Raw genomic sequence first — 26,146 nt, forward strand, 5'->3', positions numbered from 1 at the left:
CTCCATAAAAAAGGCCTCATATAAGGCCTTTTTTATTTTAATCAGGTCAGTAATTAAACTTTGTAGAAATCACGGTACCAGTCAACAAAGTTCTTCACCCCATCTTTAACCGTGGTTTCAGGTTTAAAACCAATAACATCATACAGTGCTTTAGTGTCTGCGCTGGTTTCCAGAACATCACCAGGCTGTAGTGGTAGCATATTTTTCTTCGCTTCAATAGCCAGAGTATCTTCCAGAGCCTGGATATAGTCCATCAGCTCAACCGGTGAACTATTGCCGATATTATAGACGCGATAGGGCGCAATGCTGGCTGCTGGCGTACCTGTTTCAACGGTCCATTGCGTGTCTGCGTGTGGAATGACATCCTGCAGGCGAATGATTGCTTCTGCGATATCATCTATATAGGTAAAGTCGCGCTTCATTTTGCCGTAGTTATAGACGTCAATACTCTTCCCTTCCAGCATCGCTTTGGTGAACTTGAACAGCGCCATATCCGGGCGACCCCATGGACCATACACGGTGAAGAAACGCAGGCCAGTTGTGGGTAATCCGTACAAATGGGAATACGTATGGGCCATCAGTTCATTGGCTTTTTTGGTTGCTGCATACAGCGACACGGGGTGATCAACGGAATCATCCGTTGAGAAAGGCATTTTGCGATTCAGGCCGTAAACTGAACTGGAGGATGCGTAGAGTAAATGCTGGATTTTATTATGGCGACACCCTTCCAGTATGTTCAGAAAGCCTGTGAGATTTGAGTCTGCATAGGCATGCGGGTTTTCGAGTGAATAACGTACGCCAGCCTGTGCGGCGAGATGAATCACACGTTCAAAATGCCCGGATGCGAAGAGTTCACTCATACCCTCGCGGTCGGCTAAATCAATTTTATGAAACTGGAAACCAGGCTGTGCCAGTAATTCCAGACGAGCTTGTTTAAGGCTGACGTCGTAGTAATCGTTCAGATTATCAATACCGACAACTTGATGGCCAGCCTCAAGGAGGCGTTTGCTAACGTGGAAGCCGATGAAGCCAGCGGCACCAGTAACTAAATAGTTCATTCTAATTCCTCTGTTCGGCTAAAGGATAGCCAAGCACCATCAGATGCTACTGAAAGCGAAATGATACCGCCAGATGGCGAAAAAGCTAATCGTTATCTTTTTTACGCTTACCAATTTTACTGGTCAAACTGAAAATAATCACGATATGAATTCAATAAAATGAGTTGTAAAGTATAACGATTAGCGGGCATGAAACCTGTTTGTTGATGGTTTATTGCGCATGAAGATGCTCTTTGAGTATTGACACTTTTGTTTAATCGTATCGCTATTCAGTAGTGTTTGAAATACCAATCAAAATCCCAGAAACAATTTGATTTTTTTATCATTAATCCTATGGCATTGCCTCAATTTATAGCTAAACTAATCCCAGTTTAAGTCTTTCCTTATCCAGGGTTTCTATGTCTGTAAGTGATAACAACATGTCCGGGCGCAGTCACGATCCGGAACAGATTGATCTGATTGATTTACTGGTACAGTTGTGGCGTGGGAAAGTAACAATCGTTATCGCGATTGTTATTGCCATAGTGCTTGCTGTGGGCTATTTGGCAGTTGCCAAGGAGAAATGGACCTCAACAGCCATCATCACCCAACCGGATGTTGGTCAGATAGCCACATATAACAACGCCCTCAATGTGTTGTATGGTGCCAGTGCGCCTAAGGCCACTGAACTTCAGGCAAATGTGATCGGGCGATTCAGCACCTCTTTTTCCGCATTGGCTGAAATGCTAGATAATCAGGAAAAACCAGAAAAACTGACGATTGAGCAGTCTGTTAAAGGTCAACCGCTGCCGTTGGCGGTTTCTTATGTGGGTGGCTCACCAGAAGACGCTCAGCGTCAGCTGGCTGAATACATTCAACAAACAGATGAAAAGGTCGCTAAAGAGCTGGAGCTTGACCTGGTTGATAATATCAAGTTGCAAACCACCACGTTGAAAGACTCTCTGAAAACACAGGAAGTGGTCGCGCAGGAGCAAAAAGATCTGCGAATTAAGCAAATTCAGGAAGCGCTGCGTTATGCAGAGCAGGCCGGGGTGACTAAGCCGCAAATTCAGCAGACGCAGGATGTGACGCAGGACAGTATGTTCCTGTTGGGTAGTGATGCCCTGAAGTCCATGATTGAGCACGAATCTACACGTCCTTTGATATTGTCTGATAACTACTTCCAGACCAAGCAAAAGCTTTTGGATATTGAAAATCTTAAGCTTGAAGGTGCTGAGTTACACGCCTACCGCTATGTGATGAAACCAACGTTACCGATTCGTCGTGACAGCCCGAAAAAAGCGATTACCCTCGTGCTGGCGGTTCTGCTCGGTGGGATGATTGGTGCCGGTGTGGTGCTGGGGCGAAATGCTCTGCGTGGTTACAAAGCCAAAGCTGAGTAAGTCTAAAGCTGATAACAAAAAACCGGGCTCTGCCCGGTTTTTTTACGTCTGCAACTTACTGATGACGCTTACGTAAATTCTCAATCACCGTTGTCAGGTCGAGGTCCTGGTCCTGCAGCAGAACCAGAAGGTGATACATGAGATCAGAGGCTTCATTTGTCAGCTCAAAACGGTCGTTCACCGTCGCGGCCAGCGCGGTTTCTACGCCTTCTTCCCCCACTTTCTGTGCGATGCGTTTGGTGCCGCTGGCATACAGTTTCGCGGTGTAGGAACTGGCTGGATCAGCGGTTTTACGTTCGGCCAGCAGTTGCTCAAGCTGATACAGGAACAGCCACTGGTGGCTGGCGTCACCAAAGCAGCTTGAGGTGCCTTTATGGCAGGTCGGGCCAATCGGGTTAACCAGCACCAGCAGAGTGTCGTTGTCGCAGTCAGGCGCAATGCTCACCACATTCAGGAAGTGACCGGAGGTTTCTCCTTTGGTCCACAGGCGCTGTTTGGTCCGCGAGAAAAAGGTCACTTTGCCGCTTTCGAGCGTTTTATCCAACGCCTCCGGGTTCATATAACCCAGCATCAATACTTCACCGGAAACCGCATGCTGCACGATGACTGGCATCAGTCCGTCGGTTTTTTCCCAGTCCAGCTCGCGGCATTGTTGCTTCGTTAACATATCCTGATCTCCACGCCCTGTGTTGCCAGGTACGCTTTTAATTCGCCAATATTGATAATTTGCTTGTGGAAGACGGAGGCGGCAAGCGCGCCGTCAACGTCGGCATCCCGGAAAGCTTCCAGGAAGTGTTCCATGGTGCCCGCACCGCCGGAGGCAATCAGCGGTACGTGGCAAACGTCACGCACTTTTTTCAGTTGCTCCAGGTCATAACCGTTACGTACGCCGTCCTGATTCATCATGTTCAGGACGATTTCACCCGCGCCGCGTTTTTGGACTTCCTGCACCCAGTCCAGTGTTTCCCATTGCGTGACGCGGGTACGGCTTTCATCCCCGGTATACTGATTAACGTGATATTTGCCGGTGTCCGCGTCATACCAGGTATCAATGCCCACCACGATGCACTGCACGCCAAAGCGATCCGCCAGACGGGTGATAAGTTCCGGTTCGGCCAGCGCCGGGGAGTTGATGGAGATTTTATCCGCACCGAAGGAGAGAATGCGCGCCGCATCGTCGATGGATTTAATGCCGCCGGCTACGCAGAACGGAATATCGATCACTTCCGCCACGCGCGATACCCAGCTTTTATCCACTACGCGTCCATCGCTGGAAGCAGTGATATCGTAGAATACCAGTTCATCTGCGCCTTCATCGGCATAGCGTTTTGCCAGCGGGACGATGTCACCAATAATCTCGTGATTACGGAACTGGACGCCTTTTACCACCTGCCCGTCACGGACGTCCAGACAAGGAATTATGCGTTTTGCCAGCATTGGATGGCCTCCTCAACGGTGAACTTTCCTTCCAGCAGGGCGCGTCCGACGATCACACCACGAACACCGGTCCCGCGCAGGGCCGCTACGTCCTCGATTCCGCCAATGCCGCCAGATGACTGAAATGCCACCTGCGGATATTTGGCGCACACTTCTTCATACAGCGCGACGTTTGAGCCTGCCAGCGTACCGTCGCGGGAGATATCGGTGCACAGCACGTGCTTCAGGCCGACGGGTAAATAGGTCTCAACCAGTTCTTCCAGTGAAACCCCTGAATCTTCCTGCCAGCCACTGACCGCAACTTGTTTATTACCGTGCTCGTCAATACGAACGTCCAGCGCCAGCACCAGTGCGTCGGCACCAAAACGGGCAAACCAGCTTTTGACTATCTCGGGGGATTTTACCGCCGTCGAACCCACCACCACGCGCGCCACACCTGCGTCAAGAAGCGCCGCCACGTCTGCTTCCGTACGCACGCCGCCGCCAACTTGTACCGGAACATTGACGCCAGCGACCAGCGTTTTGAGCAGCGGGATCTGGCGCTGTGCCGGGTCTTTCGCGCCGGTTAAATCAACCAGGTGCAGCACTTCAGCACCCTGGGCTGCATAATCCTGCAAACGGGGGAGAGGATCGTTGCCGTAATCACGTTGCTTAGCGTAATCGCCCTGATGAAGACGCACCACCGTGCCGTCGATTAAATCTAATGCCGGAATAATCATTACATCTCCAGAAAGTTTTTCAGCAACTGTGCCCCAGCCGCGCCCGAACGTTCCGGGTGAAACTGTACGCCAAAGAAATTGTCTTTTTGTACCGCCGCGGTAAACGGTTCGCCGTAATTGCACTGGGCGATGGTCCACGGGTTTACCGGCATAGCGTAGCTGTGTACAAAGTAGAAATAGGCGCCATCTTCAATGCCCTGGAACAGACGATTTCCCGCCTGCGGATACACGCGATTCCAGCCCATATGCGGCAGCGGCAGACCGAAATCGGTCATCTTCGGGACGTCCTGCTCAATAATGCCCAGCAGGGAGACACCGTTACTCTCTTCGCTGCGACGGCCCAGTAGTTGCATACCTAAACAGATCCCCAGTACCGGTTGCGTACAGGCTTTAATCAATTCGATCAGTTCGCGCTCGCGCAACTGGTCCATAGCCGCCTGCGCGGTGCCGACGCCCGGCAGAAACAGTTTATCGGCGCGCAGCACTACGTCCGGGTCACGGCTGACAACAGGATCGTATCCGTGGCGTGCGACGGCGGATTTTACCGAGTGCAGGTTGGCGCAGCCGGTGTCCAGAATCACCACGTCCATTACAGCACCCCTTTTGAGGAGGGGAGCGTGTCGCCTTCTACGCGGATCGCCTGACGCAGCGTACGGCCAAAGGCTTTAAACAGGCTCTCCACACGGTGGTGGTCATTTTTGCCTTTGGTTTTCAGGTGTAGGGTGACGCCCATAGTGTAAGAGAGTGAACGGAAGAAGTGTTCGATCATCTCCGTGCTCAAATCGCCAACGCGCTGGTAGGTAAACTCCGCGCGGTATTCCAGGTGCGGACGCCCGGAGATATCCAGCGCGCAACGTGCCAGACACTCATCCATCGGCAGCACAAAACCAAAACGGTTGATGCCGCGTTTATCGCCTAACGCCAGCTTTAAGGCTTCGCCCAGCGCCAGACCGGTATCTTCAACGGTGTGGTGATCGTCTATATACAGATCGCCCTTGACGGCAATCTCCATGCGAAAACCGCCGTGGGTGGCGATTTGATCCAGCATGTGGTCAAAGAAGCCAACGCCAGTATTGATTTTGCTGCGGCCTTCGCGGTCCAGCCAGACTTTGACGTCAATCTGCGTTTCTTTAGTATTACGCTCAACGTGTGCGTAGCGGTCACGTTTGGTCAACTGCTCGCCGATCATCGCCCAGTTCAGGGTATCGCGATGGTAACGCAATCCGCTAATGCCCATGTTTTCAGCGAGCTGAATATCGGTCGCCCGATCACCAATGACGTAGCTGTTCGCCATATCCATGGCCTGTTCAACCAGATACTGTTCAACCAGCTTCACTTTTGGCTTACGGCAATCACACTCGTCCGCTGGCAAGTGCGGGCAGATCAATACCTCATCAAACGTTACGCCCTGAGAGGTGAAAATTTGCATCATCAGGTTATGCGGACCGTCAAAATCAGCCTGCGGGAAACTCTGGGTTCCGAGTCCATCCTGGTTAGTGATCATAACCAGCTTAAAACCTGCTTTTTGCAGTTTCAGCAAAACGGGAACAACTTCCGGCTCGAAGGCGAGTTTGTCAAAGCGATCGACCTGAAAGTCACTTGGCGGTTCGGAAATCAGGGTTCCATCACGGTCAATAAAAAGATACTTCTGGCTCATACTTGCTCCGCACGTAAGGCGTCAATGACGCGCTGGCTCTCTTCACGGGTTCCGACAGTAATTCGCAGGCAGCCGCTTAACGAAGGTTGTTTATTCTGATCTCGTAAGATAATGCCCTGATCCCACAAAGATTTAAATACGCTACTTGATGCGGTGAAGCGCGCCAGAACATAGTTGGTTTCAGAATCGAATACCTGCTCTACACAGCGAATTGTTTTCAGGTTATCTACCAGATACTGACGCTCTTCCAGGATCTGCTCTACGCGTTTACGCATGGCGGAAATCCCTTGCGGCGTCAGCGCCTGGGCGGCGATATCTGCCACCGGCGTAGAGAGTGGGTAAGGGGCAATCACTTTTAACAGCAGATTGATAACCTCTTCATTCGCCAGCGTAAACCCGCAGCGTAAACCGGCGAGCGCAAACGCTTTGGATAGCGTGCGTAATATCACCAGATGCGGATACTCAGACAGCCAGCCTGCCAGCGTGGCCTGCGGGCAAAACTCAATATAGGCCTCATCAGCGACCACAATAGCTTTACCCTGCGTCATGTCGAGCAGTGAACGCAGATCCTGCGGGTTAATCAGCTGGCCGGTTGGGTTATTAGGGCTGCATACGTAGACTACCTTCACGCCATCAAGCTTGTCCGCGATGCCTTGCAAATCCAGTTGCCAGTCGTCGAGTGTTGGAACGGTGCGGCACTCAACGCCAATCGTTTCGGCGCTGACGCTGTACATGCCATAAGTCGGCGGGCAGTACAGAATCACATCTTTACCGGGTTCGCAAAACGCGCGCACCAGCAGTTCGATCCCTTCATCTGCGCCGCGGCTGACCAGCACCTGCTCCGGCTTGACGCCAGCATACTGCGCGTAATTTTCAATCACCGCTTTCGGCTGACATTCCGGGTAGCGGTTCAGCGTTTGCTGAGTGAGCTGGAACTCAACGGCGGTGGGGTATTCATTCGCGTTGAGCCAGACATCGCCGTTACCGCCGAGACGACGGGCAGACTGATAGGGAGTTAATTCGCGAACATTCTTACGGGCTAAATCAGTGACGCTGAGAAAGTTGTCAGTGCTCATGCTTGCTCCTTCAGGGCGTTAACGCGCAGGGTGACGGCATTTTTGTGGGCAGTCAGTCGTTCAGCAGCGGCCAGTGTTTCAATGGTTGAGGCCAGGGCAGAGAAACCTTGTGGGGTTAATTCCTGTACGGTCATCCGTTTCTGGAAATCAGCCAGCCCAAGGCTTGAGCAGGTCGCGGTATAGCCGTAGGTCGGAAGAACGTGGTTGGTGCCAGAAGCATAGTCGCCTGCGGATTCCGGCGACCAGTCGCCGAGGAACACCGAACCGGCGCTGGTGATCTCATCAACCAGTTCACGCGCGTTGCGAGTCTGAATAATCAGGTGTTCCGGACCGTAGGCGTTAGATATTTCAACGCACTGCGCCAGATCTTTCGCCACGATTAAGCGGCTGGCGGAGAGAGCCTGACGTGCGGTCTCAGCGCGGGAAAGCTCAGCGAGCTGGCGTTCAACGGCTTTGGCAACGCCTTCGGCAAGCGTAGCGTCTGGCGTCAGGAGAATAACCTGCGAGTCGGGGCCGTGTTCTGCCTGAGAAAGCAGGTCAGAGGCAACAAAGTCCGGCGTCGCGCCGCTGTCGGCGATAACCAGCACTTCTGACGGGCCTGCAGGCATGTCGATGGCCGCGCCGTCAAGACGCTGGCTGACCTGGCGTTTGGCTTCGGTCACATACGCATTGCCCGGCCCGAAGATTTTATCGACCTTAGGAATAGATTCGGTGCCCAGCGCCAGCGCGGCAATAGCCTGCGCGCCACCCACATTAAACACCTCTTTTACGCCGCACAGCTGCGCGGCGTAGAGGATTTCATCGGCAATCGGCGGCGGTGAGCACAGCACCACTTTTTTGCAGCCGGCGATGCGCGCCGGGGTCGCCAGCATTAATACGGTAGAAAACAGCGGCGCCGAACCTCCAGGAATATACAGGCCCACGGAAGCGATAGGGCGGGTAACCTGCTGGCAACGCACACCCGGCTGGGTTTCGATATCCACCGGCGGCAGGATCTGCGCGGTGTGGAAAGTATCGATATTACGCACCGCCGCCTGCATGGCTTGTTTCAGTTCGTCGCTCAGGCGACTGCTGGCTTGCTGGATTTCTTCCTTGGTCACGCGCAGCGCGCCAACCTCGGTTTTATCGAACTTTGCGCTGTATTCACGCAGCGCCCGGTCGCCGTTATTTTTGACGTTCTCAAGGATCTCAGCCACTGTGCGGCTAATGCTTTCAGAGGCGGAAATGGCCGGGCGCATCAGCAGTTCGCGCTGCTGCTCGGGGCTACAGCTATTCCAGTCAATCAGGGTATTGAAGCTCATGGTCGTTACTCCATTATCGGGTGTTGCCGGATGGCGGCGCTGCCTTATCCGGCCTACAAGACCCGTAATATCAATGATTGTGACAATTCTTGTAGGCCTGATAAGCGAAGCGCCATCAGGCATCAGATCACTCCATCATCTTCTCAATCGGCAACACCAGAATTGAGCTGGCACCGAGCGCTTTCAGTTTTTCCATTGTTTCCCAGAACAGGGTTTCGCTGCTGACCATGTGCATGGCAACACGCTGCTGGTCGCCCGCCAGAGGCAGAATGGTAGGGCGCTCAGCGCCGGGCAGCAGGGCGATGACCTCGTCCAGACGCTCGCTCGGCGCGTGCATCATGATGTATTTGGATTCACGGGCCTGAATAACCCCCTGGATACGGGTTAGCAGTTTGTCGATCAGTTGTTGCTTGGCTTCGGCCATTTCGCCGTCGCGCTGAATCAGACAGGCTTTAGAGCGATAGATCACTTCTACTTCGCGCAGACCGTTGGCTTCAAGCGTTGCGCCGGTGGACACCAGATCGCAAATCGCATCAGCCAGACCCGCACGGGGAGCAACTTCTACTGAGCCGTTTAACAGACAAGATTTAAACGAAACTCCTTTCTGATCGAGATAACGTTTGAGCAGGTGTGGGTAAGAGGTCGCGATACGTTTACCGTTCAGCGCTGCCGGGCCATCCCAGGCTTCATCAACCGGGGTAGCCAGCGAGAGACGGCAGCCGCCGAAGTCCAGACGGCGCAGGGTAAAATAGCGAGGGTCTTCACCCTGTGCCCGGCGGTTGAGCAGTTCCTCTTCCAGAACGTTTTCCCCGATGATGCCGAGGTCAACGACACCGTCCATCACCAGACCCGGGATATCGTCATCACGCACACGCAGAATATCGATCGGCATGTTCTCCGCCATCGCAATCAGGCGTTGGGTGTGAAGATTAATTTTAATGCCGCAACGGGCCAGTAATTCGCGTGAATCATCGCTTAAGCGGCCTGATTTCTGCATAGCTATGCGTAAACGGGTGTTGTCTAACATTCTTTATTCCTCGTTATCCTGTCTGAATCAGTTTGGGTCACGCACAAAAAAAAGCCCCCGGAAGAAATCTTCCGGGGGCTTTCTCATACGCTCATGCACCGCTGGAAGATTTAAACGTCTCCCAGCACACATCGCCTGAAAGACTAGTCAGGATGATGGTGATGATGGTGTTTGAATTGAGCGCGTGTCATAAATTTTCTCGATGAATGTTTATTCATTTGATGTCTTTTAACCTAAACCACTTTAGCTACGGAAAGCAAGGGCTTTTTTTGATCATTAATTCATTTCATATTGATACTATGAATTGTCAGCCACCGTGGGCTGGCGTAGCCTTGCGTTATAGGCCAAAAGTCAGGAGAGAAGGCATGAAAAAGGTCGCAATTGTCGGGTTAGGTTGGTTAGGCATGCCGTTAGCCATGTCGCTGGCGGCGAGAGGCTGGCAGGTTACCGGCAGCAAAACCACATTGGATGGGGTGGAAGCGGCCCGCATGAGCGGTATCGAGAGTTATTCGCTGCGCCTGGAACCTGAACTGGTCTGTGAGGCTGACGATCTCGATGCACTGATGGACGCCGATGCGCTGGTTATTACGCTGCCTGCGCGTCGTAGCGGTCCTGGGGAAGCATTTTACTTGCAGGCAATGCAGGAGCTGGTCGACAGCGCGCTGGCGTATCGGATCCCACGAATTATTTTTACCAGTTCGACGTCAGTCTATGGTGACGTGCAAGGCACAGTGAAAGAGGGGACGCCGCGTAATCCGGTCACGGCGAGCGGTCGTGTCCTGAAAGAACTTGAAGACTGGTTGCACAATTTGCCAGGCACGTCGGTGGATATTTTGCGTCTGGCCGGGTTGGTCGGTCCGGGAAGACATCCTGGTCGCTTCTTTGCCGGCAAGACGGCACCAGACGGACATCATGGCGTCAATCTGGTGCATCTGGACGATGTGGTTTCTGCCATCACGTTACTGCTGCAAGCGCCTAAAGGGGGACACATCTATAATATATGTGCGCCTATGCATCCAGCGCGTAACGTGTTCTATCCGCAGATGGCCCGCCAGTTGGGGATGGAGCCGCCGGAATTTTGCGGCGGTACGGATAACGGTAAAGGTAAAGTCATTGATGGCAACCGTATTTGTAATGAGCTTGGGTTTGAGTACCAGTATCCTGACCCGCTGGTGATGCCGATGGAGTGACAATCCAGCAGAGTGCCGCTGTATACCGCCAGGGGGCGAGTATGAAACCACTGCTGGACGTTCTTATCATCCTCGATGCATTAGAAAAAGAGGGCAGTTTCGCGGCGGCGTCGGCAAAATTGTTTAAGACGCCGTCTGCGCTCAGCTACACCGTCCATAAGCTGGAAAGTGATCTTAATATTCAGCTACTCGATCGCAGCGGACACCGGGCTAAGTTCACCCGCACCGGGCAGATGCTGCTGGAAAAGGGGCGGGAGGTGCTGCACACCGTCCGCGAACTTGAAAAGCAGGCGATTAAACTTCACGAAGGCTGGGAGAATGAACTGGTTATTGGCGTAGATGATACGTTTCCCTTTTCACTGCTGGCCCCACTCATCGAATCTTTCTATCAACACCACAGCGTGACGCGCCTGAAATTTATCAATGGCGTGCTGGGCGGCTCCTGGGATGCCCTCACTCAGGGCCGGGCGGATATTATCGTTGGCGCCATGCATGAACCCCCTGCAGCGAGCGAATTTGGCTTTGCACGGCTCGGGGTTTTGGAACAGGTGTTTGTGGTTGCGCCGCATCACCCGCTGGCGCAGGAACAGGAACCGTTAAATCGTCGTACCATTCGCCGTTTTCGCGCCATTGTAGTGGGCGACAATGCGCAGCATGCCAACGTCTCAGGTTCCCAGGTGCTTGACGATCAGGAAGCCATTACCGTTTTTGACTTCAAAACCAAGCTGGAGCTGCAAATTAGTGGTCTGGGATGCGGATATATTCCACGTTATCTGGCGCAGCGATTTTTGGAGAGCGGCGCACTGATCGAGAAGAAAGTGGTCGGACAAATTCTGTTTGAACCCGTGTGGATAGGGTGGAATGAACAGACCGCCGGGCTTGCCAGCGCCTGGTGGCGGGATGAGATTTTAGCAAATAGTGCTATTGCCGGGGTGTATGTTAAAACGGATGCTGATAAATCAATCAGTTGAGAAAAAATATTTTTTTACAGTTGCTTCAATCTCTTGTTATTTCTCCCCAAATTAGTGCAAAATACGCCGCTTGCAAAAAATGACATTAACCGACGTTTTAATACGCGTCGGTTATTTTTTTGCATCAAACCAATCATTCATAAAAGAGGCCGGGCTTCGTACCGGATAGATACTTACTTAAAAATCGACAGTTGTTGTCGCTGAGGATTAACAAAAAATGGGGCAATTTTTTGCTTACGCGACGGTTTTCGCCGTAATGGGGGATAACCATGTCGCATAACGCTACTCCAAACACCTCTCGCGTGGAATTACGTAAAACGCTTACGCTGGTTCCGGTTGTCATGATGGGCCTTGCCTATATGCAGCCGATGACGCTGTTCGATACATTCGGTATCGTATCAGGAATGACCGATGGTCACGTCCCGACAGCTTACGCCTTTGCACTGATAGCCATCCTCTTTACCGCACTGAGCTACGGTAAACTGGTGCGTCGCTATCCGTCTGCAGGCTCTGCCTACACTTACGCCCAGAAATCCATTAGCCCGACCGTTGGCTTTATGGTGGGGTGGTCATCACTGCTGGACTACCTGTTCGCTCCGATGATCAACATTCTGTTGGCAAAAATTTATTTTGAAGCCCTGGTGCCGTCGATACCGTCATGGATATTCGTGGTGGCGCTGGTGGCCTTTATGACAGCCTTTAACCTGCGCAGCCTTAAATCCGTTGCGAATTTCAACACCGTAATCGTGTTGTTGCAGGTGGTGCTGATTGCAGTGATCCTCGGCATGGTCGTTTATGGCGTGTTCGAAGGGGAAGGTGCTGGTACATTGGCGAGCAGCCGTCCGTTCTGGTCAGGTGATGCACACGTGATCCCGATGATCACGGGCGCTACCATCCTGTGCTTCTCGTTCACCGGTTTTGACGGTATCAGCAACCTGTCAGAAGAAACCAAAGACGCTGAGCGCGTGATCCCGCGTGCGATTTTCCTGACTGCGCTGATTGGTGGCCTGATCTTTATCGTCTCCACCTATCTGTTGCAGCTGTACTTCCCGGATATCTCGCGCTTCAAAGATCCAGACGCTTCACAGCCGGAAATCATGCTGTACGTCGCCGGTAAGTTCTTCCAGGTTGGCGCGCTGATTTTCTCTACCATTACCGTACTGGCGTCCGGTATGGCGGCGCATGCTGGCGTAGCGCGTCTGATGTACGTGATGGGGCGTGACGGCGTGTTCCCGAAAAGTTTCTTCGGTTATGTACACCCGAAATGGCGTACTCCGTCCATGAACATCATTCTGGTTGGTGCGATTGCTTTGCTGGCAATCAACTTCGACCTGGTAATGGCGACGGCGCTGATTAACTTTGGTGCGCTGGTGGCGTTTACCTTCGTTAACCTGTCGGTGATCTCCCAGTTCTGGATCCGTGAGAAGCGTAACAAGACGCTGAAAGACCACTTCCAGTATCTGTTCCTGCCGATGTGCGGCGCGCTGACCGTTGGTGCGTTGTGGGTGAATTTGGAAGAGAGCTCAATGGTTCTGGGGCTGATCTGGGCCGGTATCGGTCTGATTTACCTGGCTTGTGTGACCAAAAGCTTCCGCAACCCGGTACCGCAGTACGACGAAGATGTCGCGTAATAACAGCATTTAACTAAAAAAAACGGAGACATGTTCTCCGTTTTTTTATACGTGGGATTTATACAATCTCTTCGGCATACTGCCAGAGTGATTTCAGCAGCATCAACTTTTCTTTGTTATCCGCATATTGCTGGCTCAATAACTGCAATTCATTGGCGTAATTTTGCAAAAACTCCGGTGTGAATACCTGGCGGCGATGGTCCAGCCAGCGCTGCTGTTCAGCTTCGTCCAGCGTTCCGGGGAAGTTACGTGCACGGTAATTAAACAGCAGTTTTTCAATGCGCTTATCGACAAAGGAGATATCCAGCGCCGGTAAATTGCGTGGTTCGGTTTCCAGAACGATTTTCATCGCCACACGGTCAGCATCGCTGAAAAAGCCGTTATAAAGTTGGGCATCTACGTTATCTGATGGTGTAAAGGGTTCCGCATCTGCGAAGATCGCGACCACTTTGTCGCGTATCTGCGGATTTTCGCGCAGGACTTTGAGATTATCCAGACAGTGCTGGCGGTTAATGCCAAGACGGTTGGCATCTTCCGGACGCAGGGTATTCGCCTGTGCCAGTACCGGGCATTTGTTGATGTGCACAAGTTTAACCGGTACGGCCGGGTTATCACCCAGATCCGCTTTAGACGTGTAGAGCCGCTCGCGCAGGGCGTCACTGTCGAGTTCGAGCAGCGGCGAAATATCACCGGCTAAGTCGACCATAATAACCGCGTTACGATTCTCCGGATGCCACGCCAATGGCGCTACCCAACTGGTGTTGCCGCGCCATGCGCCGAACATACCAGAGACATGGACCAGCGGCTTCATTTGCGGGACATCAATCAGCGCCGCCAGCTTGTGCTTATTACGATGGCTGTAGAGATAATCAAACAGACGCGGCTGGCGCGACTTCACTAATTGCGCCATTGCGATTGTGGCGTATACGTCCGCCATCGCATCGTGAGCATTGGTATGCTCAATACCGTTGGCTTTGGTCAAATGCTCCAGTCGGAAGCTAGGTAAGCCGTCGTCGTTTTCCGGCCAGTTAATGCCTTCAGGGCGCAGGGCATAGCAGGCGCGCATCACATCCAGCAGATCCCAGCGCGAATTATCGTTCTGCCAGCTCCAGGCATAGGGATCGTAGAAATTGCGATACAGGATGTTGCGCGTCACCTCATCATCGAAGCGAACGTTGTTATAACCCAGGATACAGGTTTTCGGCACGGTGAACAGGGCGTGGATGCGTGCAGCAAAAGCGGCTTCATTTTCTCCCTTTTCACGTGCTTCCTGCGGTGTGATACCCGTAATCAACACCGCCTCAGGCTGCGGCAGATAATCGTCCGCGGGTTTGCAATAAAAGACTTCTGGTTCACCGATGATGTTGAAATCATTATCTGTGCGGATAGCCGCAAATTGCGCGGGTCTGTCCAGCGCCGGATGGGTACCAAAGGTCTCGTAATCGTGGAAGAGAAAACCAGGTTGCTGCTTGCCGTCATTCATTGTTCAGTTATGTCCGGGATCAATTTAGCGCTGGTTCAAGAATACCAAAAAATAGCGAGATAATCAGCTATGGCATTATAGAAGCTGGATTGTGTACGCAATAAAATTGAGATAAACAGGACATTAATGGAATTAACTAATAAATTTCGCGCGGTTAAAAATAAATTACGGAAATAAAATATCTTGAGGTTGCGGGTTTGTAAATAATCTAACTGATAACCATTATTGTTATTTTCCTCTTCTTTGTTGTGTTCTGGAAACTTTAAAAATCTTTTATAAACAATGGGTTTTTATTTATGTCAATTCGCTGTCATGCATTGTAATGAAATGTGATTGATGTAAAAAATAAATAATCCAAACGCCATATAATTATTGGATATATCTAATAACAGGAGGTTATATGAGCATTAGTCGGCGTAATTTTTTGCGAGGAGTGGGTATAGGCTGTTCAGCCTGTGCGATAGGCAGTTTCCCGCCTGGGGCACTGGCGCGAAATTCTCCGGAGAGCATCAAAGGGAAAACATCCCTGACGCCAAGTTTGTGCGAGATGTGTTCTTTTCGCTGTCCAATTCAGGCTCAGGTGATTAATAATAAAACGGTTTTTATTCAGGGAAACCCTAATGCGCCACAACAGGGGACACGTGTCTGCGCTCGCGGCGGCAGCGGCGTTAACCTGGTCAACGACCCGCACCGTATTGTCAAACCCATGAAACGCACAGGGCCTCGCGGCAGCGGAGAATGGCAGGTTATTAGTTGGGAACAGGCTTACAAAGAAATTGCCGAAAAAATGATGGCAATAAAAGCGCAGCATGGTCCTCAGGGGGTCGTATTCTCTTCCAAATCCGGTTCGCTTTCGGGTCATTTATTTCAGCTGGCAACGGCGTTTGGATCGCCAAACACCTTTACGCATGCCTCGACATGCCCTGCCGGAAAATCGATTGCCGCCAAAGTGATGATGGGCGGCGATTTGGCTATGGATATCGCCAATACCCGTTATATGGTCTCTTTTGGCCACAATCTCTATGAAGGTATTGAGGTTGCCGAAACGCATGAACTGATGACCGCGCAGGAAAAGGGCGCAAAAATGGTCAGCTTCGATCCCCGTTTGTCAGTCTTCTCCAGCAAGGCGGATGAATGGCATGCGCTCAAGCCGGGCGGCGACTTGCCGGTGTTAATGGCCATGTGTCACGTCATGATTAATGAACATCTGTATGACGCGGACTTCGTTGCGCGCTACACCACAGGGTTTGACCAACTGGCAGAAGCGGTACAAGAGACCACGCCGGAATGGGCGCAAAAGCAGGCTGATGTGCCTGCTGATGTCATTGTTCGGGTCACCCGCGAAATGGCCGCCTGTGCGCCTCATGCTATCGTCAGCCCAGGCCATCGCGCGACGTTTTCGCAAGAAGAAATTGATATGCGGCGTATGATTTTCACCCTCAATGCGCTGCTGGGAAATATTGAGCGTGAAGGGGGCTTGTACCAGAAAAAAGCCGCGGCGACCTACAATAAGCTGGCCGGAGAGAAGGTCGCTCCGGTGCTGGCAAAACCTGATGCCAAATTGCCCAAGCCAACGGCGCAGCGCATCGATTTGGTTGCCCCACAATTCAAGTACATCGCGGCGGGCGGCGGCGTGGTGCAAAGCATCATCGATGCCGTGTTAAACCAGACGCCGTATCCGGTGAAGGGATGGATCATGTCCCGCCACAATCCTTTCCAAACCGTGACCTGTCGGCCTGATCTGGTCAAAACCGTCGAACAACTCGATCTGGTGGTCAGTTGCGATGTCTATTTAAGCGAAAGCGCGGCATATGCCGATTATCTGTTACCCGAATGCACCTACCTTGAACGTGATGAAGAAGTCTCTGACATGTCGGGCCTGAATCCGGCCTATGCCCTGCGCCAGCAGGTTGTAGAGCCGATTGGGGATGCGCGTCCGAGCTGGCAAATCTGGAAAGAGCTGGCCGTGCAGTTAGGCCTTGGGCAGTTCTACCCCCTGGCAGGATATGCAGACACGGCAGCTGTACCAGCTTAATGGCGATCATGCGCTTTCCGCTGAACTGCGTCAGAAAGGATATCGGGAGTGGGGGATTCCGCTGCTGCTGCGGGAACCTGAAGCAGTGCGTCAGTTTGTGGCGCGTTATCCGGGCGCGGTGGCGGTTGACGGCGACGGTACCTATGGCGAGCAACTGCGCTTTAAATCCCCGTCTGGAAAAATTGAACTCTACTCTGAAGAGCTGGAAGCACTTTTGCCTGGCTACGGTATTCCGCGCGCCCGCAATTTTGCCCTCAAAGGCGACAATGAACTCTATTTTATTCAGGGAAAAGTTGCGGTGCATACCAACGGCGCGACGCAATATGTACCACTGCTGAGTGAGCTGATGTGGGATAACGCGGTGTGGATCCACCCGCAAACGGCCCGTGAAAAAGGCATCAAAAACGGCGATGAGATTTGGCTGGAAAATGCGACCGGTAAGGAAAAAGGCAAAGCGCTGGTTACTGCCGGAATACGACCCGATACGCTGTTCGTTTATATGGGATTTGGCGCCAAGGCGGGAGCTAAAACCGCGGCGACGACGCACGGTATTCACTGCGGTAATTTGCTTCCGCATGTTACCAGTCCGGTTTCCGGTACGGTGGTGCACACCGCTGGCGTCACGCTTCGTCGGGCATGAGAAAGGAGAACATCATGAATCAATCAACAAACCCTTATGTCATGCTGCATGACGAGAAACGCTGTATTGGCTGTCAGGCGTGTACGGTTGCCTGCAAGGTACTGAATGACGTGCCGGAGGGATTTAGTCGCCTACAAGTGCAGATCCGTTCACCCGAACATGAACCTGAGGTGCTGTCCCACTTCCAGTTTGTTCGCGTTTCCTGTCAGCATTGTGAAGATGCGCCGTGCGTCAGCGTCTGTCCTACCGGCGCTTCATTTCGTGACGAAAATGGCATTGTGCAAGTGGATAAGTCTCGCTGTATTGGTTGTGACTACTGCGTTGCCGCTTGCCCGTTCCATGTCCGCTACCTCAACCCACAAACGGGGATTGCCGACAAATGTAACTTCTGCGCCGATACTCGCCTGGAGGTCGGACAATCGCCAGCCTGCGTTTCCGTTTGTCCGACGGATGCGCTGAAGTTTGGACGTCGCGATGACCCGGAAATTCAGCACTGGATTAATCAAAAAGAGGTTTATCGCCAGCAAGATACGCGTAGCGGCCCGGTAAGTGTCTATCGGCGTAAAGAGATCCATCAGGAGGGTAATGTATGAATTCTATCTGGGGAGCAGAGCTTCACTATGCGCCGGACTACTGGCCGCTGTGGCTCATTTATGCAGGCGTTATTATTGTGCTGATGATTGCGGGCCTGGTAACGCACGCGCTGTTACGTCGGATGCTGGCGCCCAAAACGGCAACCGGGGAAGAGCATCGGGACTACCTCTATTCGCTGGCGGTCCGCCGCTGGCACTGGGGTAATGCGCTGCTCTTTATCCTGCTTCTGCTGAGCGGCCTGTTTGGCCACTTTTCTGTCGGACCGGTGGCCTTAATGGTGCAGGTACATACCTGGTGTGGCTTCGCATTGCTGGCCTTCTGGATTGGCTTTGTGTTAATAAACGCAACCAGCGGCAACGGCTGCCATTATCGCGTGAAATTTAGCGGGTTGATATCACGCTGCCTGCTGCAAACACGCTTTTATCTGTATGGCATTATGAAAGGTGAGCCGCACCCGTTTGCCGCAACGGCAGAGGACAAATTTAACCCGCTGCAACAGCTGGCCTACCTGGCCATCATGTACGCACTGGTTCCACTACTGATCATCACCGGGTTGCTATGTCTCTACCCGCAGGTGGTAGGGGCGGGGCCGGTGATGCTGGTGCTGCATATGGCGTTAGCGATTGTGGGCTTACTGTTCATCTGCGCGCATATTTACCTGTGCACGCTGGGTGACACGCCAGGACAAATTTTTCGCAGTATGATCGATGGTTATCACCGCCATCGCAGTCATCACGCAGAGACCGCGCCGCGTAAAGGGTAGTTCCGGCGAGATTTGTCTCTGAAACCCTTTCCTGATAGCAAGAAAATGTGCTTTATGTCACATTTTCTTGCAATTTATCCATGTTTGTTCGACAGAACTTCCGTAAAAAGAACGGCTATTTCTCCCTTTCCTGAGGACATGCTGTTGAAACGCCGTTTGTTTATTGCCGCTTCACTATTAACGATGAGTTTTTCGCCCGCCTGGGCGAGCGATGCCGTGAGCTTCGCCCCACAACCTCCTGCGATTACTGCCGGGGCATGGGTGTTAATGGATTACACCACGGGCCAAATCCTGACAGCCGGTAATGAACACCAGCAGCGCAATCCTGCCAGCCTGACGAAACTGATGACTGGCTATGTTGTCGATCGCGCAATTGACAGCAAGCGTATTAGTCCGACAGATATTGTGACCGTCGGGCGCGATGCATGGGCAAAAGATAATCCGGTATTTGTCGGTTCATCCTTGATGTTCCTGAAAGAAGGGGATCGCGTTTCGGTACGTGACCTCAGCCGTGGGTTAATTGTTGATTCCGGTAATGATGCCTGCGTGGCACTGGCGGATTACATCGCCGGAGGGCAGCCGCAGTTTGTCGCGATGATGAACAACTATGCGCAAAAACTGAACCTGCAGGACACCCATTTTGAAACGGTACATGGTCTGGATGCGCCGGGTCAGCATAGCTCGGCGTACGACCTGGCCGTGTTGTCTCGCGCTATCATCCACGGGGAACCGGATTTCTACCATATGTACAGTGAGAAAAGCCTTACCTGGAACGGCATCACACAGCAAAACCGTAACGGCTTGTTGTGGGATAAAACCATGAACGTTGATGGCCTGAAGACAGGGCATACGTCCGGTGCCGGGTTTAACCTGATTGCTTCCGCCGTCGATGGTCAGCGCCGTCTGATTGCAGTGGTGATGGGTGCGGAGAGTGCGAAAGGGCGCGAAGATCAGGCGCGTAAACTGCTGCAATGGGGGCAACACAACTTCGATACAGTGCAGGTTTTGCGTAGCGGTAAGCAGGTTGGCACTGAACGGATCTGGTATGGCGATAAAGAAAAAATCAGCCTCGGAACCGAGCAGGATTTCTGGATGGCCCTGCCTAAAGCAGAAGTCCCTAACATCAAAGCAAAATATGTCCTTGATAAGAAAGAGCTGGTTGCTCCCATCGCTGCACATCAACGTGTGGGGGAAATTGAACTCTACGATCGGGATAAGCTGGTGGCGCATTGGCCTCTGGTTACGCTGGAATCCGTCGGCGAAGGCGGCGTTTTCTCGCGCCTGAGCGACTATTTCCACCACAAGGCGTAGTTTTTCCTGATGCGTCTGACTGGCAAGAGTGCGAATCTGCTCACATAATAATCACTATTTCCTTGTGGCCGACATAGCCAGAAATTACACTGTATATAAATACAGTGTAACAGTGGAGGTTGTATGGAGTACGAGATAAAGCAGGTCGAAAAACGCATGATTGCCGGTTTCCATATGGTTGGACCGTGGGAACAAACGGTGAAGCAGGGGTTTGAGCAATTAATGAAGTGGGTCGACGGTAAACAGATTGTGCCGTTGGAATGGATTGCTGTTTATTACGACAACCCTGATGTTGTTCCTGCGGAAAAATTGCGCTGTGATACCGTGGTTTCTGTGCCTGAAGGTTTTGAAATCCCGGAAAACAGCGAAGGGGTGATCCTCACCGAACTGGCGGGTGGCGACTATGCTGTCGCCGTTGCGCGCGTTGAGAATCACGATTTTGCGACGCCTTGGTATCAGTTCTTCGAGCGCCTGTTGCAGGATACAACTTATACGATAGCCGCTAAACCCTGCTTTGAAGTTTATATGAACAATGGCATGGAGGACGGTTACTGGGACATTGAAATGTACGTGCCAGTGCAGACGAAGTAACTGTTTGGGGTGTAAATCAGGATGATCTTTTCACGCTAAAAACAGGTACAATTCGCTTCTTTGCTATTCCCTGACGGAGTGCATGAGTGCGTGCAGACAAATCGCTGAGTCCTTTTGAAATTCGTTTGTATCGTCATTATCGTGTGGTGCATGGTATTCGCATTGCGCTGGCGTTTCTCCTTACTTTTCTGTTGGTACGCCTGTTAAACATTCCCGAAGGTACATGGCCTCTGATCACGCTGGTGGTGATCATGGGGCCAATATCTTTTTGGGGTAACGTTGTTCCCAGGGCCTTTGAACGTATAGGCGGCACGATCCTGGGCTCGGTCCTGGGACTGGTTGCCCTGCGTCTGGAACTCTTCTCGCTGCCGTTAATGCTGATATGGTGCGCGGTAGCGATGTTTCTCTGCGGCTGGCTGGCGCTGGGGAAAAGGCCGTATCAGGCGCTACTGATTGGCATAACGCTTGCCGTGGTCGTGGGTGCGCCTGCCGGAGATATGAATACCGCGTTATGGCGCGGTGGTGATGTTATTCTGGGGTCGTTACTGGCGATGCTGTTTACCGGCATCTGGCCGCAGCGAGCATTTATACACTGGCGTATCCAACTGGCGCATTGCGTCACGGGGTACAATCGGGTGTATCAGGCCGCGCTATCCCCCAATCTGCTCGAGCAACCGCGGCTGGAGAAGCATTTACAACAACTGTTGAGCGACGTTGTCAAAATGCGTGGGCTCATCGCTCCTGCCAGCAAGGAAACCCGCATTCAAAAGTCGATCTTTGAGGCTATTCAGACGGTGAATCGCAATCTGGTCTGCATGCTCGAGCTGCAAATTAATGCGCTGTGGGCCAGCCGTACCAGCCACTTTGTCATGTTGAATGCGCATACGCTGCGTGAAACTCAGCTCAGGACCCAGCAGGCACTACTGACAATAACCCACGCCTTGTATGAAGGTAATCCGCAGCCGGTGCTTGCCAATACGGAAAAGCTCAATGACACCGTGGCAGAGCTGCGTCAGCTTATTGCTGAGCATAAAGGCGATAATGTCGCAGAAACGCCCATTCACGGCTACGTTTGGTTGAACATGGAGATGGCTCGACAACTCGAGTTACTTTCACATTTAATCTGTCGCGCACTGCGCAAATAAAGAGCAGATGAGGGGATTGGTTCTACTGCTGCTTCGATTCAGCAAAGATTAGAGGTATGATACTGAAAAAGGCTAAAACCATTGGTAACTGCAATGGCTTTACCCTCGATAACTCAGGTTTCAACCATGCATTGTCGATGCAGATGCAACTTGAAGTATGGCGGGCATGAAAGTAATGTTGACCCACTTTAGCCGTTGTTTTAACGAATCCGAATCTCACATTATCAGGGGTGTAAAAATGGAAACTACCAAGCCTTCTTTCCAGGACGTGCTGGAATTTGTTCGTCTGTTCCGTCGTAAAAACAAACTGCAACGTGAAATCCAGGACGTTGAGAAAAAGATCCGTGACAACCAGAAACGCGTTCTGCTGTTGGACAACCTGAGCGACTACATCAAGCCAGGTATGAGCGTGGAAGCGATTCAGGGCATCATTGCCAGCATGAAAAGCGATTATGAAGATCGTGTTGATGACTACATCATCAAAAACGCCGAGATCTCTAAAGAACGCCGCGATATCTCTAAAAAGCTGAAAGCCATGGGCGAAGTGAAAAACGGCGAAGCGAAAGCCGAGTAACGATTTTATGCTTGTCCGGGTCGCTGCCGTGCGGCGACCCTTATTGCAGTTCGACCCCGCCCGTTACCATGCGTAACAAATGCTGTTCTGGCCAGTGAATCGTAAGTTTTTTCTGCGTCAGCATCCATTTAATGTAATCCACATCATGACGATTTCTGTCCAGCATCAGTCCGACTACGCTGCCGCTGTGCGCGACGTTGACGCCGTATAAATCACATTCTTCCACCAGTGCTAATAGTGAATCAAAATCCGGTTTTGGTAACAGCAATTGGCTGGCGATTGCGCTAAGCGTAGCCGCTTCTCCCAACCGGTAAGGATTTTGGCTAATACAGGCTTCCTGTACTTTTTCCCATGCCCGTTGGAGGGCCGCAGCTCCCGCCTGCAAGCCGGAATGACGTGGAATACGGTGATAATCCGCGGTACGCAATGTTTCAGGGCTTTCGAGAACCAGCAGATCGAGTTGAGGCTGAGCTTCACAACCAATTTGCGTGGAAGCGTTGTTATGATCGAAAAGGGTTAGCTTACGAAAAACGGTGCTGTCGGTTGGCTCCAGAGAAACGCAAAGCTGTGCCAGTGTTGGCTCGTCCAGTTGATGACCCAGATAATGCGCTGCGGCGATGGCCGTGGCGGCAATATCCGCAGTGCTGCTGGCCATTCCTTTCGCGATGGGAATGGTTGACTGAACATCTATCCGGATATCCTGACTGAGATGCGCCGGGTACTGCCAGTGCTGTAATAACCTGTCAACCATTGCCCGAGAAAGTGGACGTTCATCTGTCAGCGGTGAGCCTGAAGTGACCTCAACGGTGCTATACCATTCGACCGGGCAGGAGACCAGTTTCTCACTGCCCAGAATCCAGCCCTGGATAAGTTCTCCGCACGATGCGGGACATTGCGCAACAGCCACGTCTTCACCTTTGTGTTCAGCAATCCTCGGCGCATAGTGTCATGGCGATCGCGCTATTACCATGATTTGCCGCAATTTGCGGTGCGGCAATATCAGGCGGGAATGCCCAATGTCACAGTTTCTGATATCGCTAAACGCATAACGTCCTGGGCTATCATCAGCTCTTCATTGGTATTAATCACCGCCACTTTAACCACCGCATTTTCCGTTTGAATAAAGGTGGCGTTACGCTGATTTTTTTCTTCATCAACGGCCAGACCTAAGAAATTCAGGTTGTGGCAAATCGCGGCGCGAGCACGCGCTGAATTTTCACCAATTCCCCCGGTAAACACCAGCGCATCCAGACCGCCCATCTGCATAATATAGCTGCCAATAGTGGCGCGAATCCGCTCGGCAAAAAGCGTCAATGCCAGTGCTGCCTGGTGATTGCCCGTATCTGCGGCATGTTCAACATCCCGGTAGTCGGGTGAAACACCAGAAACTCCGAGTAATCCGGACTCATTGTTGAGCAATTGGTTGAGCTGCTGCGGGGTTTTGCCTTCACGCAGGGCAATCCACGGCAGAATGGATGGATCAATATCGCCACTTCGCGTGCCCATCATTACGCCAGACTGCGGCGTAAAACCCATGGAGGTATTCACCGAGTGTCCGCCTTTGATAGCGCAGATGCTGCTGCCGTTGCCCAGATGACAACAAACAACCCGCAGGGCGCTGAGCGGCACGCCCAGCTTTTCAGCAAGCTGAGCGCTGACATACTTGTGGCTGGTACCATGAAAACCATAACGACGAATACCCAGCTCTGAATAGTAGCGCCAGGGCAGGGGATAGATGAAAGAAGGCTCATCAAGGGTCTGATGAAAAGCCGTGTCAAAAACCGCAACGGCCGGCGTTTTCGGCAGTAGCTGGCGAAATACCGCAATCCCCAACGCATTAACCGGGTTATGAAGCGGTGCCAGTTCCGCAAGGCGTTCGATTTCCGCCAGTGTTTCATCAGTTACCCGCGCGGAATCTTTGAAGGATTCTCCACCGTGTGCGACGCGATGGCCAACGCCGTCGATCTCTTCCAGACTGCTGATAATATTGTGGCTGAGCAGTTTTTCCAGTAGCAGCGTTACTGCTTCACGGTGATCGGCTACGGGCAAAGTCTCCTGCCATTTTTGCGCTGGTGCTTTTAGGGTGACCTGCGCATCAGACATACCGATACGCTCGATCAGTCCCTGGCAAATCATTTCACCCTGCGGCATCGCCAGAAGCTGAAACTTAAGCGAGGAACTACCTGCATTAATGGCCATTATTTTGTGAGACATGAAGGTTCCTTTGCATTCAGAAAAATGAACATCTCATCGACCCCGGTATTCTCCAGCGCGCTGGTGACAAATACTTTTTGCGCGCCAGCCTGAGCTAACCAACTCTCCACGAGAGAAATACGCTGCGGGCTGGCTAAATCGGCTTTGGTGACGAGGCCGATAACGGGTCGGTTCATCGGGCCAGTAAAACCTGGAGAAAAAGGTGACCACGGCGCGTCAGCATTGAGAACCAGCGCGATGATGTCTGCTTCACAGGCGCTGGCCAGCAGCGCGCTGTACAGGCAGCGGTTTTCGAGATATTCACCCGGTGTGTCTATCGTTGTGGGAGACCAGACAATGGCCTGGGTCTTCTGATAGTGAAGCGCCTCTCCCCGCATGCACTGCGTGAGTGACGTTTTACCGCACTGGCTGGGGCCAATTAGCATTATGCGTTTCATGAGATTATGTCCGGGTGATGGGACAGGCGGTAAAACGCATCATTTCGCCCAACGTCCGGGTTACCTGTTTCAGCGCGTACTCAACGGCGGAAACATCGCCCGTCAGTACCACAGCGCCGGTAAAACGGTCGAGAAAACCAATCTCTACCGCCCCGGATTTCGTGGCGATATCACAGGCGATGATTGAGGCTTCGCTGGGGGTAATCGTCAGAATACCGATTGCGGAAACCGATTCTGGTAATCCCAGTTTCTTGAACAAATCTTTACCCGGATTAGCGATAAGATGCGCCAGCGTAACCTGCTTGCCAGGAACATATTCCTGAATCATGCGATCCGTGGTGGGTTGTCTTTCCATTATCCCTCCACCATCTGTCGCCACATGCTTTCATGCGGACGAGGGATGACCGAACGGTAAACCAACAGGCCTTTTTCACCCGCACTTTCACTGGCAACTGTGACTGCGTTATTCACATCAGACACATCGCCAGCGACAACCATGTAGCACTTGCCACCGATACCAAATGCCATATGGACGCGTACCAGCGTGACATTGGAGGCTTTAACCGCACGGTCGGCGGCGCAGATGCAGGCCGCAACGCTCCATGTTTCAACAATGCCCACGGCCTGACGCTTATCCACGCTGTTAAGTCCACTGATCGCAGGAAGTACGCTGGCGTGAATGTTGGGTAGTACCAGACTATCAACGAGCATATCGCCAGCAAGAGAAGTTCCGGTGGCGATCGCCTGTTGTACTGCGCCTACGTCACCACCGAGCATGAGCAGAAATTTACCCGGGCAGATGGTCTTGCTGACAAGTAAATTCACATTCGCGCTTTTTAACATGGCATCGCCCGCTTCCATTCCTTTGGCAATGCTGGTGAGTTCTAAAATCCCTATAGCCTGAGACATG

At 52.2% G+C, this 26,146-nt stretch carries 25 protein-coding genes, 2 pseudogenes and 1 other annotated feature; of the genes and pseudogenes, 11 read left to right on the forward strand and 16 right to left on the reverse strand.

Annotated features, from left to right (window positions below):
* Positions 1 to 53 precede the first annotated feature (53 nt).
* Positions 54 to 1,058 (reverse strand): NAD-dependent epimerase, encoded by a 1,005-nt coding sequence (locus HV229_RS09560; protein WP_181547430.1) that lies wholly within the window; start codon positions 1,056 to 1,058, stop codon positions 54 to 56.
* A 398-nt stretch (positions 1,059 to 1,456) separates the two neighbouring features.
* Between HV229_RS09560 and wzzB the strand changes: the two genes are divergently transcribed.
* The gene (gene wzzB, locus HV229_RS09565) at positions 1,457 to 2,440 is read left to right on the forward strand and encodes an LPS O-antigen chain length determinant protein WzzB (protein WP_181547431.1); all 984 of its coding nucleotides are present in this window, start codon (positions 1,457 to 1,459) and stop codon (positions 2,438 to 2,440) included.
* A 55-nt stretch (positions 2,441 to 2,495) separates the two neighbouring features.
* On the opposite strand, the gene hisIE is transcribed toward wzzB, so the two are convergent.
* From hisIE to hisL, 9 genes are all read right to left on the reverse strand, one after another.
* The gene (gene hisIE, locus HV229_RS09570) at positions 2,496 to 3,107 is read right to left on the reverse strand and encodes a bifunctional phosphoribosyl-AMP cyclohydrolase/phosphoribosyl-ATP diphosphatase HisIE (RefSeq protein WP_000956425.1); all 612 of its coding nucleotides are present in this window, start codon (positions 3,105 to 3,107) and stop codon (positions 2,496 to 2,498) included.
* On the reverse strand, positions 3,101 to 3,877 hold the full coding sequence (gene hisF, locus HV229_RS09575; RefSeq protein WP_000880132.1) for an imidazole glycerol phosphate synthase subunit HisF: 777 nt from the start codon (positions 3,875 to 3,877) through the stop codon (positions 3,101 to 3,103). The genes hisIE and hisF overlap by 7 nt, the downstream gene beginning before the upstream one ends.
* Positions 3,859 to 4,596, reverse strand: a complete 738-nt coding sequence (gene hisA, locus HV229_RS09580) for a 1-(5-phosphoribosyl)-5-[(5-phosphoribosylamino)methylideneamino]imidazole-4-carboxamide isomerase (protein WP_103014228.1) — start codon at positions 4,594 to 4,596, stop codon at positions 3,859 to 3,861. Before hisA ends, hisF begins: the two co-directional genes overlap by 19 nt.
* Positions 4,596 to 5,186: an imidazole glycerol phosphate synthase subunit HisH gene (gene hisH, locus HV229_RS09585; protein WP_181547433.1), complete on the reverse strand. Its 591-nt coding sequence runs from the start codon at positions 5,184 to 5,186 to the stop codon at positions 4,596 to 4,598. Before hisH ends, hisA begins: the two co-directional genes overlap by 1 nt.
* Entirely contained in the window at positions 5,186 to 6,253 is a 1,068-nt protein-coding gene (gene hisB, locus HV229_RS09590) for a bifunctional histidinol-phosphatase/imidazoleglycerol-phosphate dehydratase HisB (protein ID WP_000080054.1), read from the reverse strand. The genes hisH and hisB overlap by 1 nt, the downstream gene beginning before the upstream one ends.
* Complete coding sequence (hisC, locus tag HV229_RS09595; protein ID WP_181547435.1) at positions 6,250 to 7,329, reverse strand: histidinol-phosphate transaminase; 1,080 nt, start codon at positions 7,327 to 7,329, stop codon at positions 6,250 to 6,252. Before hisC ends, hisB begins: the two co-directional genes overlap by 4 nt.
* Entirely contained in the window at positions 7,326 to 8,630 is a 1,305-nt protein-coding gene (gene hisD, locus HV229_RS09600) for a histidinol dehydrogenase (RefSeq protein ID WP_008785163.1), read from the reverse strand. The genes hisC and hisD overlap by 4 nt, the downstream gene beginning before the upstream one ends.
* Positions 8,631 to 8,757: 127 nt before the next feature.
* Complete coding sequence (gene hisG, locus HV229_RS09605) at positions 8,758 to 9,657, reverse strand: ATP phosphoribosyltransferase (RefSeq protein WP_003834191.1); 900 nt, start codon at positions 9,655 to 9,657, stop codon at positions 8,758 to 8,760.
* Between the two features lie 45 nt (positions 9,658 to 9,702).
* Positions 9,703 to 9,825: a sequence feature (His leader region), on the reverse strand.
* Positions 9,801 to 9,848 (reverse strand): his operon leader peptide, encoded by a 48-nt coding sequence (gene hisL, locus HV229_RS09610; RefSeq protein WP_100250077.1) that lies wholly within the window; start codon positions 9,846 to 9,848, stop codon positions 9,801 to 9,803. It overlaps the preceding feature by 25 nt.
* Before the next feature lie 174 nt (positions 9,849 to 10,022).
* Between hisL and HV229_RS09615 the strand changes: the two genes are divergently transcribed.
* From HV229_RS09615 to plaP, 3 genes and pseudogenes are all read left to right on the forward strand, one after another.
* A complete protein-coding gene (locus tag HV229_RS09615; RefSeq protein ID WP_136392093.1) occupies positions 10,023 to 10,847 on the forward strand; it encodes an SDR family oxidoreductase in 825 nt (274 codons plus the stop codon).
* Between the two features lie 41 nt (positions 10,848 to 10,888).
* Positions 10,889 to 11,873: pseudogene (locus HV229_RS09620) on the forward strand (LysR family transcriptional regulator).
* 214 nt (positions 11,874 to 12,087) lie between these two features.
* A complete protein-coding gene (plaP, locus tag HV229_RS09630; RefSeq protein ID WP_003834188.1) occupies positions 12,088 to 13,449 on the forward strand; it encodes a putrescine/proton symporter PlaP in 1,362 nt (453 codons plus the stop codon).
* A gap of 58 nt (positions 13,450 to 13,507) precedes the next feature.
* Here plaP and sbcB read toward each other — a convergent pair whose 3' ends face one another.
* Positions 13,508 to 14,932 carry an exodeoxyribonuclease I gene (gene sbcB / locus HV229_RS09635; RefSeq protein WP_181547440.1) on the reverse strand — a complete coding sequence of 475 codons (1,425 nt, stop codon included), beginning with the start codon at positions 14,930 to 14,932 and terminating at the stop codon, positions 13,508 to 13,510.
* A gap of 400 nt (positions 14,933 to 15,332) precedes the next feature.
* On the opposite strand from sbcB, the pseudogene phsA reads away from it, so the two are divergent.
* The 7 genes and pseudogenes from phsA to HV229_RS09670 all read left to right on the forward strand — a co-directional run bounded on the left by phsA (position 15,333) and on the right by HV229_RS09670 (position 22,585).
* Positions 15,333 to 17,607, forward strand: a pseudogene (gene phsA / locus HV229_RS09640) (thiosulfate reductase PhsA).
* Positions 17,608 to 17,621: 14 nt separating this feature from the next.
* A complete protein-coding gene (phsB, locus tag HV229_RS09645) occupies positions 17,622 to 18,200 on the forward strand; it encodes a thiosulfate reductase electron transport protein PhsB (RefSeq protein WP_016153548.1) in 579 nt (192 codons plus the stop codon).
* Positions 18,197 to 18,964, forward strand: coding sequence for a thiosulfate reductase cytochrome B subunit (gene phsC / locus HV229_RS09650; protein WP_019077107.1), 768 nt, complete (start codon positions 18,197 to 18,199; stop codon positions 18,962 to 18,964). Before phsB ends, phsC begins: the two co-directional genes overlap by 4 nt.
* A gap of 138 nt (positions 18,965 to 19,102) precedes the next feature.
* Entirely contained in the window at positions 19,103 to 20,275 is a 1,173-nt protein-coding gene (gene dacD, locus HV229_RS09655) for a serine-type D-Ala-D-Ala carboxypeptidase DacD (RefSeq protein WP_032931656.1), read from the forward strand.
* Positions 20,276 to 20,398: 123 nt separating this feature from the next.
* A complete protein-coding gene (sbmC, locus tag HV229_RS09660; RefSeq protein ID WP_080858874.1) occupies positions 20,399 to 20,866 on the forward strand; it encodes a DNA gyrase inhibitor SbmC in 468 nt (155 codons plus the stop codon).
* A gap of 86 nt (positions 20,867 to 20,952) precedes the next feature.
* Positions 20,953 to 22,011 carry an FUSC family protein gene (locus tag HV229_RS09665; RefSeq protein WP_016156885.1) on the forward strand — a complete coding sequence of 353 codons (1,059 nt, stop codon included), beginning with the start codon at positions 20,953 to 20,955 and terminating at the stop codon, positions 22,009 to 22,011.
* 238 nt (positions 22,012 to 22,249) lie between these two features.
* Positions 22,250 to 22,585, forward strand: a complete 336-nt coding sequence (locus tag HV229_RS09670) for a DUF496 family protein (RefSeq protein ID WP_003834176.1) — start codon at positions 22,250 to 22,252, stop codon at positions 22,583 to 22,585.
* Between the two features lie 40 nt (positions 22,586 to 22,625).
* On the opposite strand, the gene HV229_RS09675 is transcribed toward HV229_RS09670, so the two are convergent.
* The 5 genes from HV229_RS09675 to pduT all read right to left on the reverse strand — a co-directional run bounded on the left by HV229_RS09675 (position 22,626) and on the right by pduT (position 26,145).
* Positions 22,626 to 23,492, reverse strand: coding sequence for an L-threonine kinase (locus HV229_RS09675; protein WP_046275680.1), 867 nt, complete (start codon positions 23,490 to 23,492; stop codon positions 22,626 to 22,628).
* Positions 23,493 to 23,584: 92 nt separating this feature from the next.
* Complete coding sequence (locus HV229_RS09680; RefSeq protein ID WP_016156883.1) at positions 23,585 to 24,799, reverse strand: acetate/propionate family kinase; 1,215 nt, start codon at positions 24,797 to 24,799, stop codon at positions 23,585 to 23,587.
* On the reverse strand, positions 24,784 to 25,236 hold the full coding sequence (pduV, locus tag HV229_RS09685; protein WP_181547442.1) for a propanediol utilization protein PduV: 453 nt from the start codon (positions 25,234 to 25,236) through the stop codon (positions 24,784 to 24,786). The genes HV229_RS09680 and pduV overlap by 16 nt, the downstream gene beginning before the upstream one ends.
* A 4-nt stretch (positions 25,237 to 25,240) precedes the next feature.
* The gene (gene pduU, locus HV229_RS09690) at positions 25,241 to 25,591 is read right to left on the reverse strand and encodes a propanediol utilization microcompartment protein PduU (RefSeq protein WP_016156881.1); all 351 of its coding nucleotides are present in this window, start codon (positions 25,589 to 25,591) and stop codon (positions 25,241 to 25,243) included.
* Entirely contained in the window at positions 25,591 to 26,145 is a 555-nt protein-coding gene (gene pduT, locus HV229_RS09695) for a propanediol utilization microcompartment protein PduT (protein ID WP_003030201.1), read from the reverse strand. The genes pduU and pduT overlap by 1 nt, the downstream gene beginning before the upstream one ends.
* Between the last annotated feature and the right edge of the window lies 1 nt (position 26,146).

Source organism: Citrobacter sp. RHBSTW-00524 (assembly GCF_013747755.1).
Classification (GTDB): Bacteria; Pseudomonadota; Gammaproteobacteria; order Enterobacterales; family Enterobacteriaceae; genus Citrobacter; species Citrobacter braakii.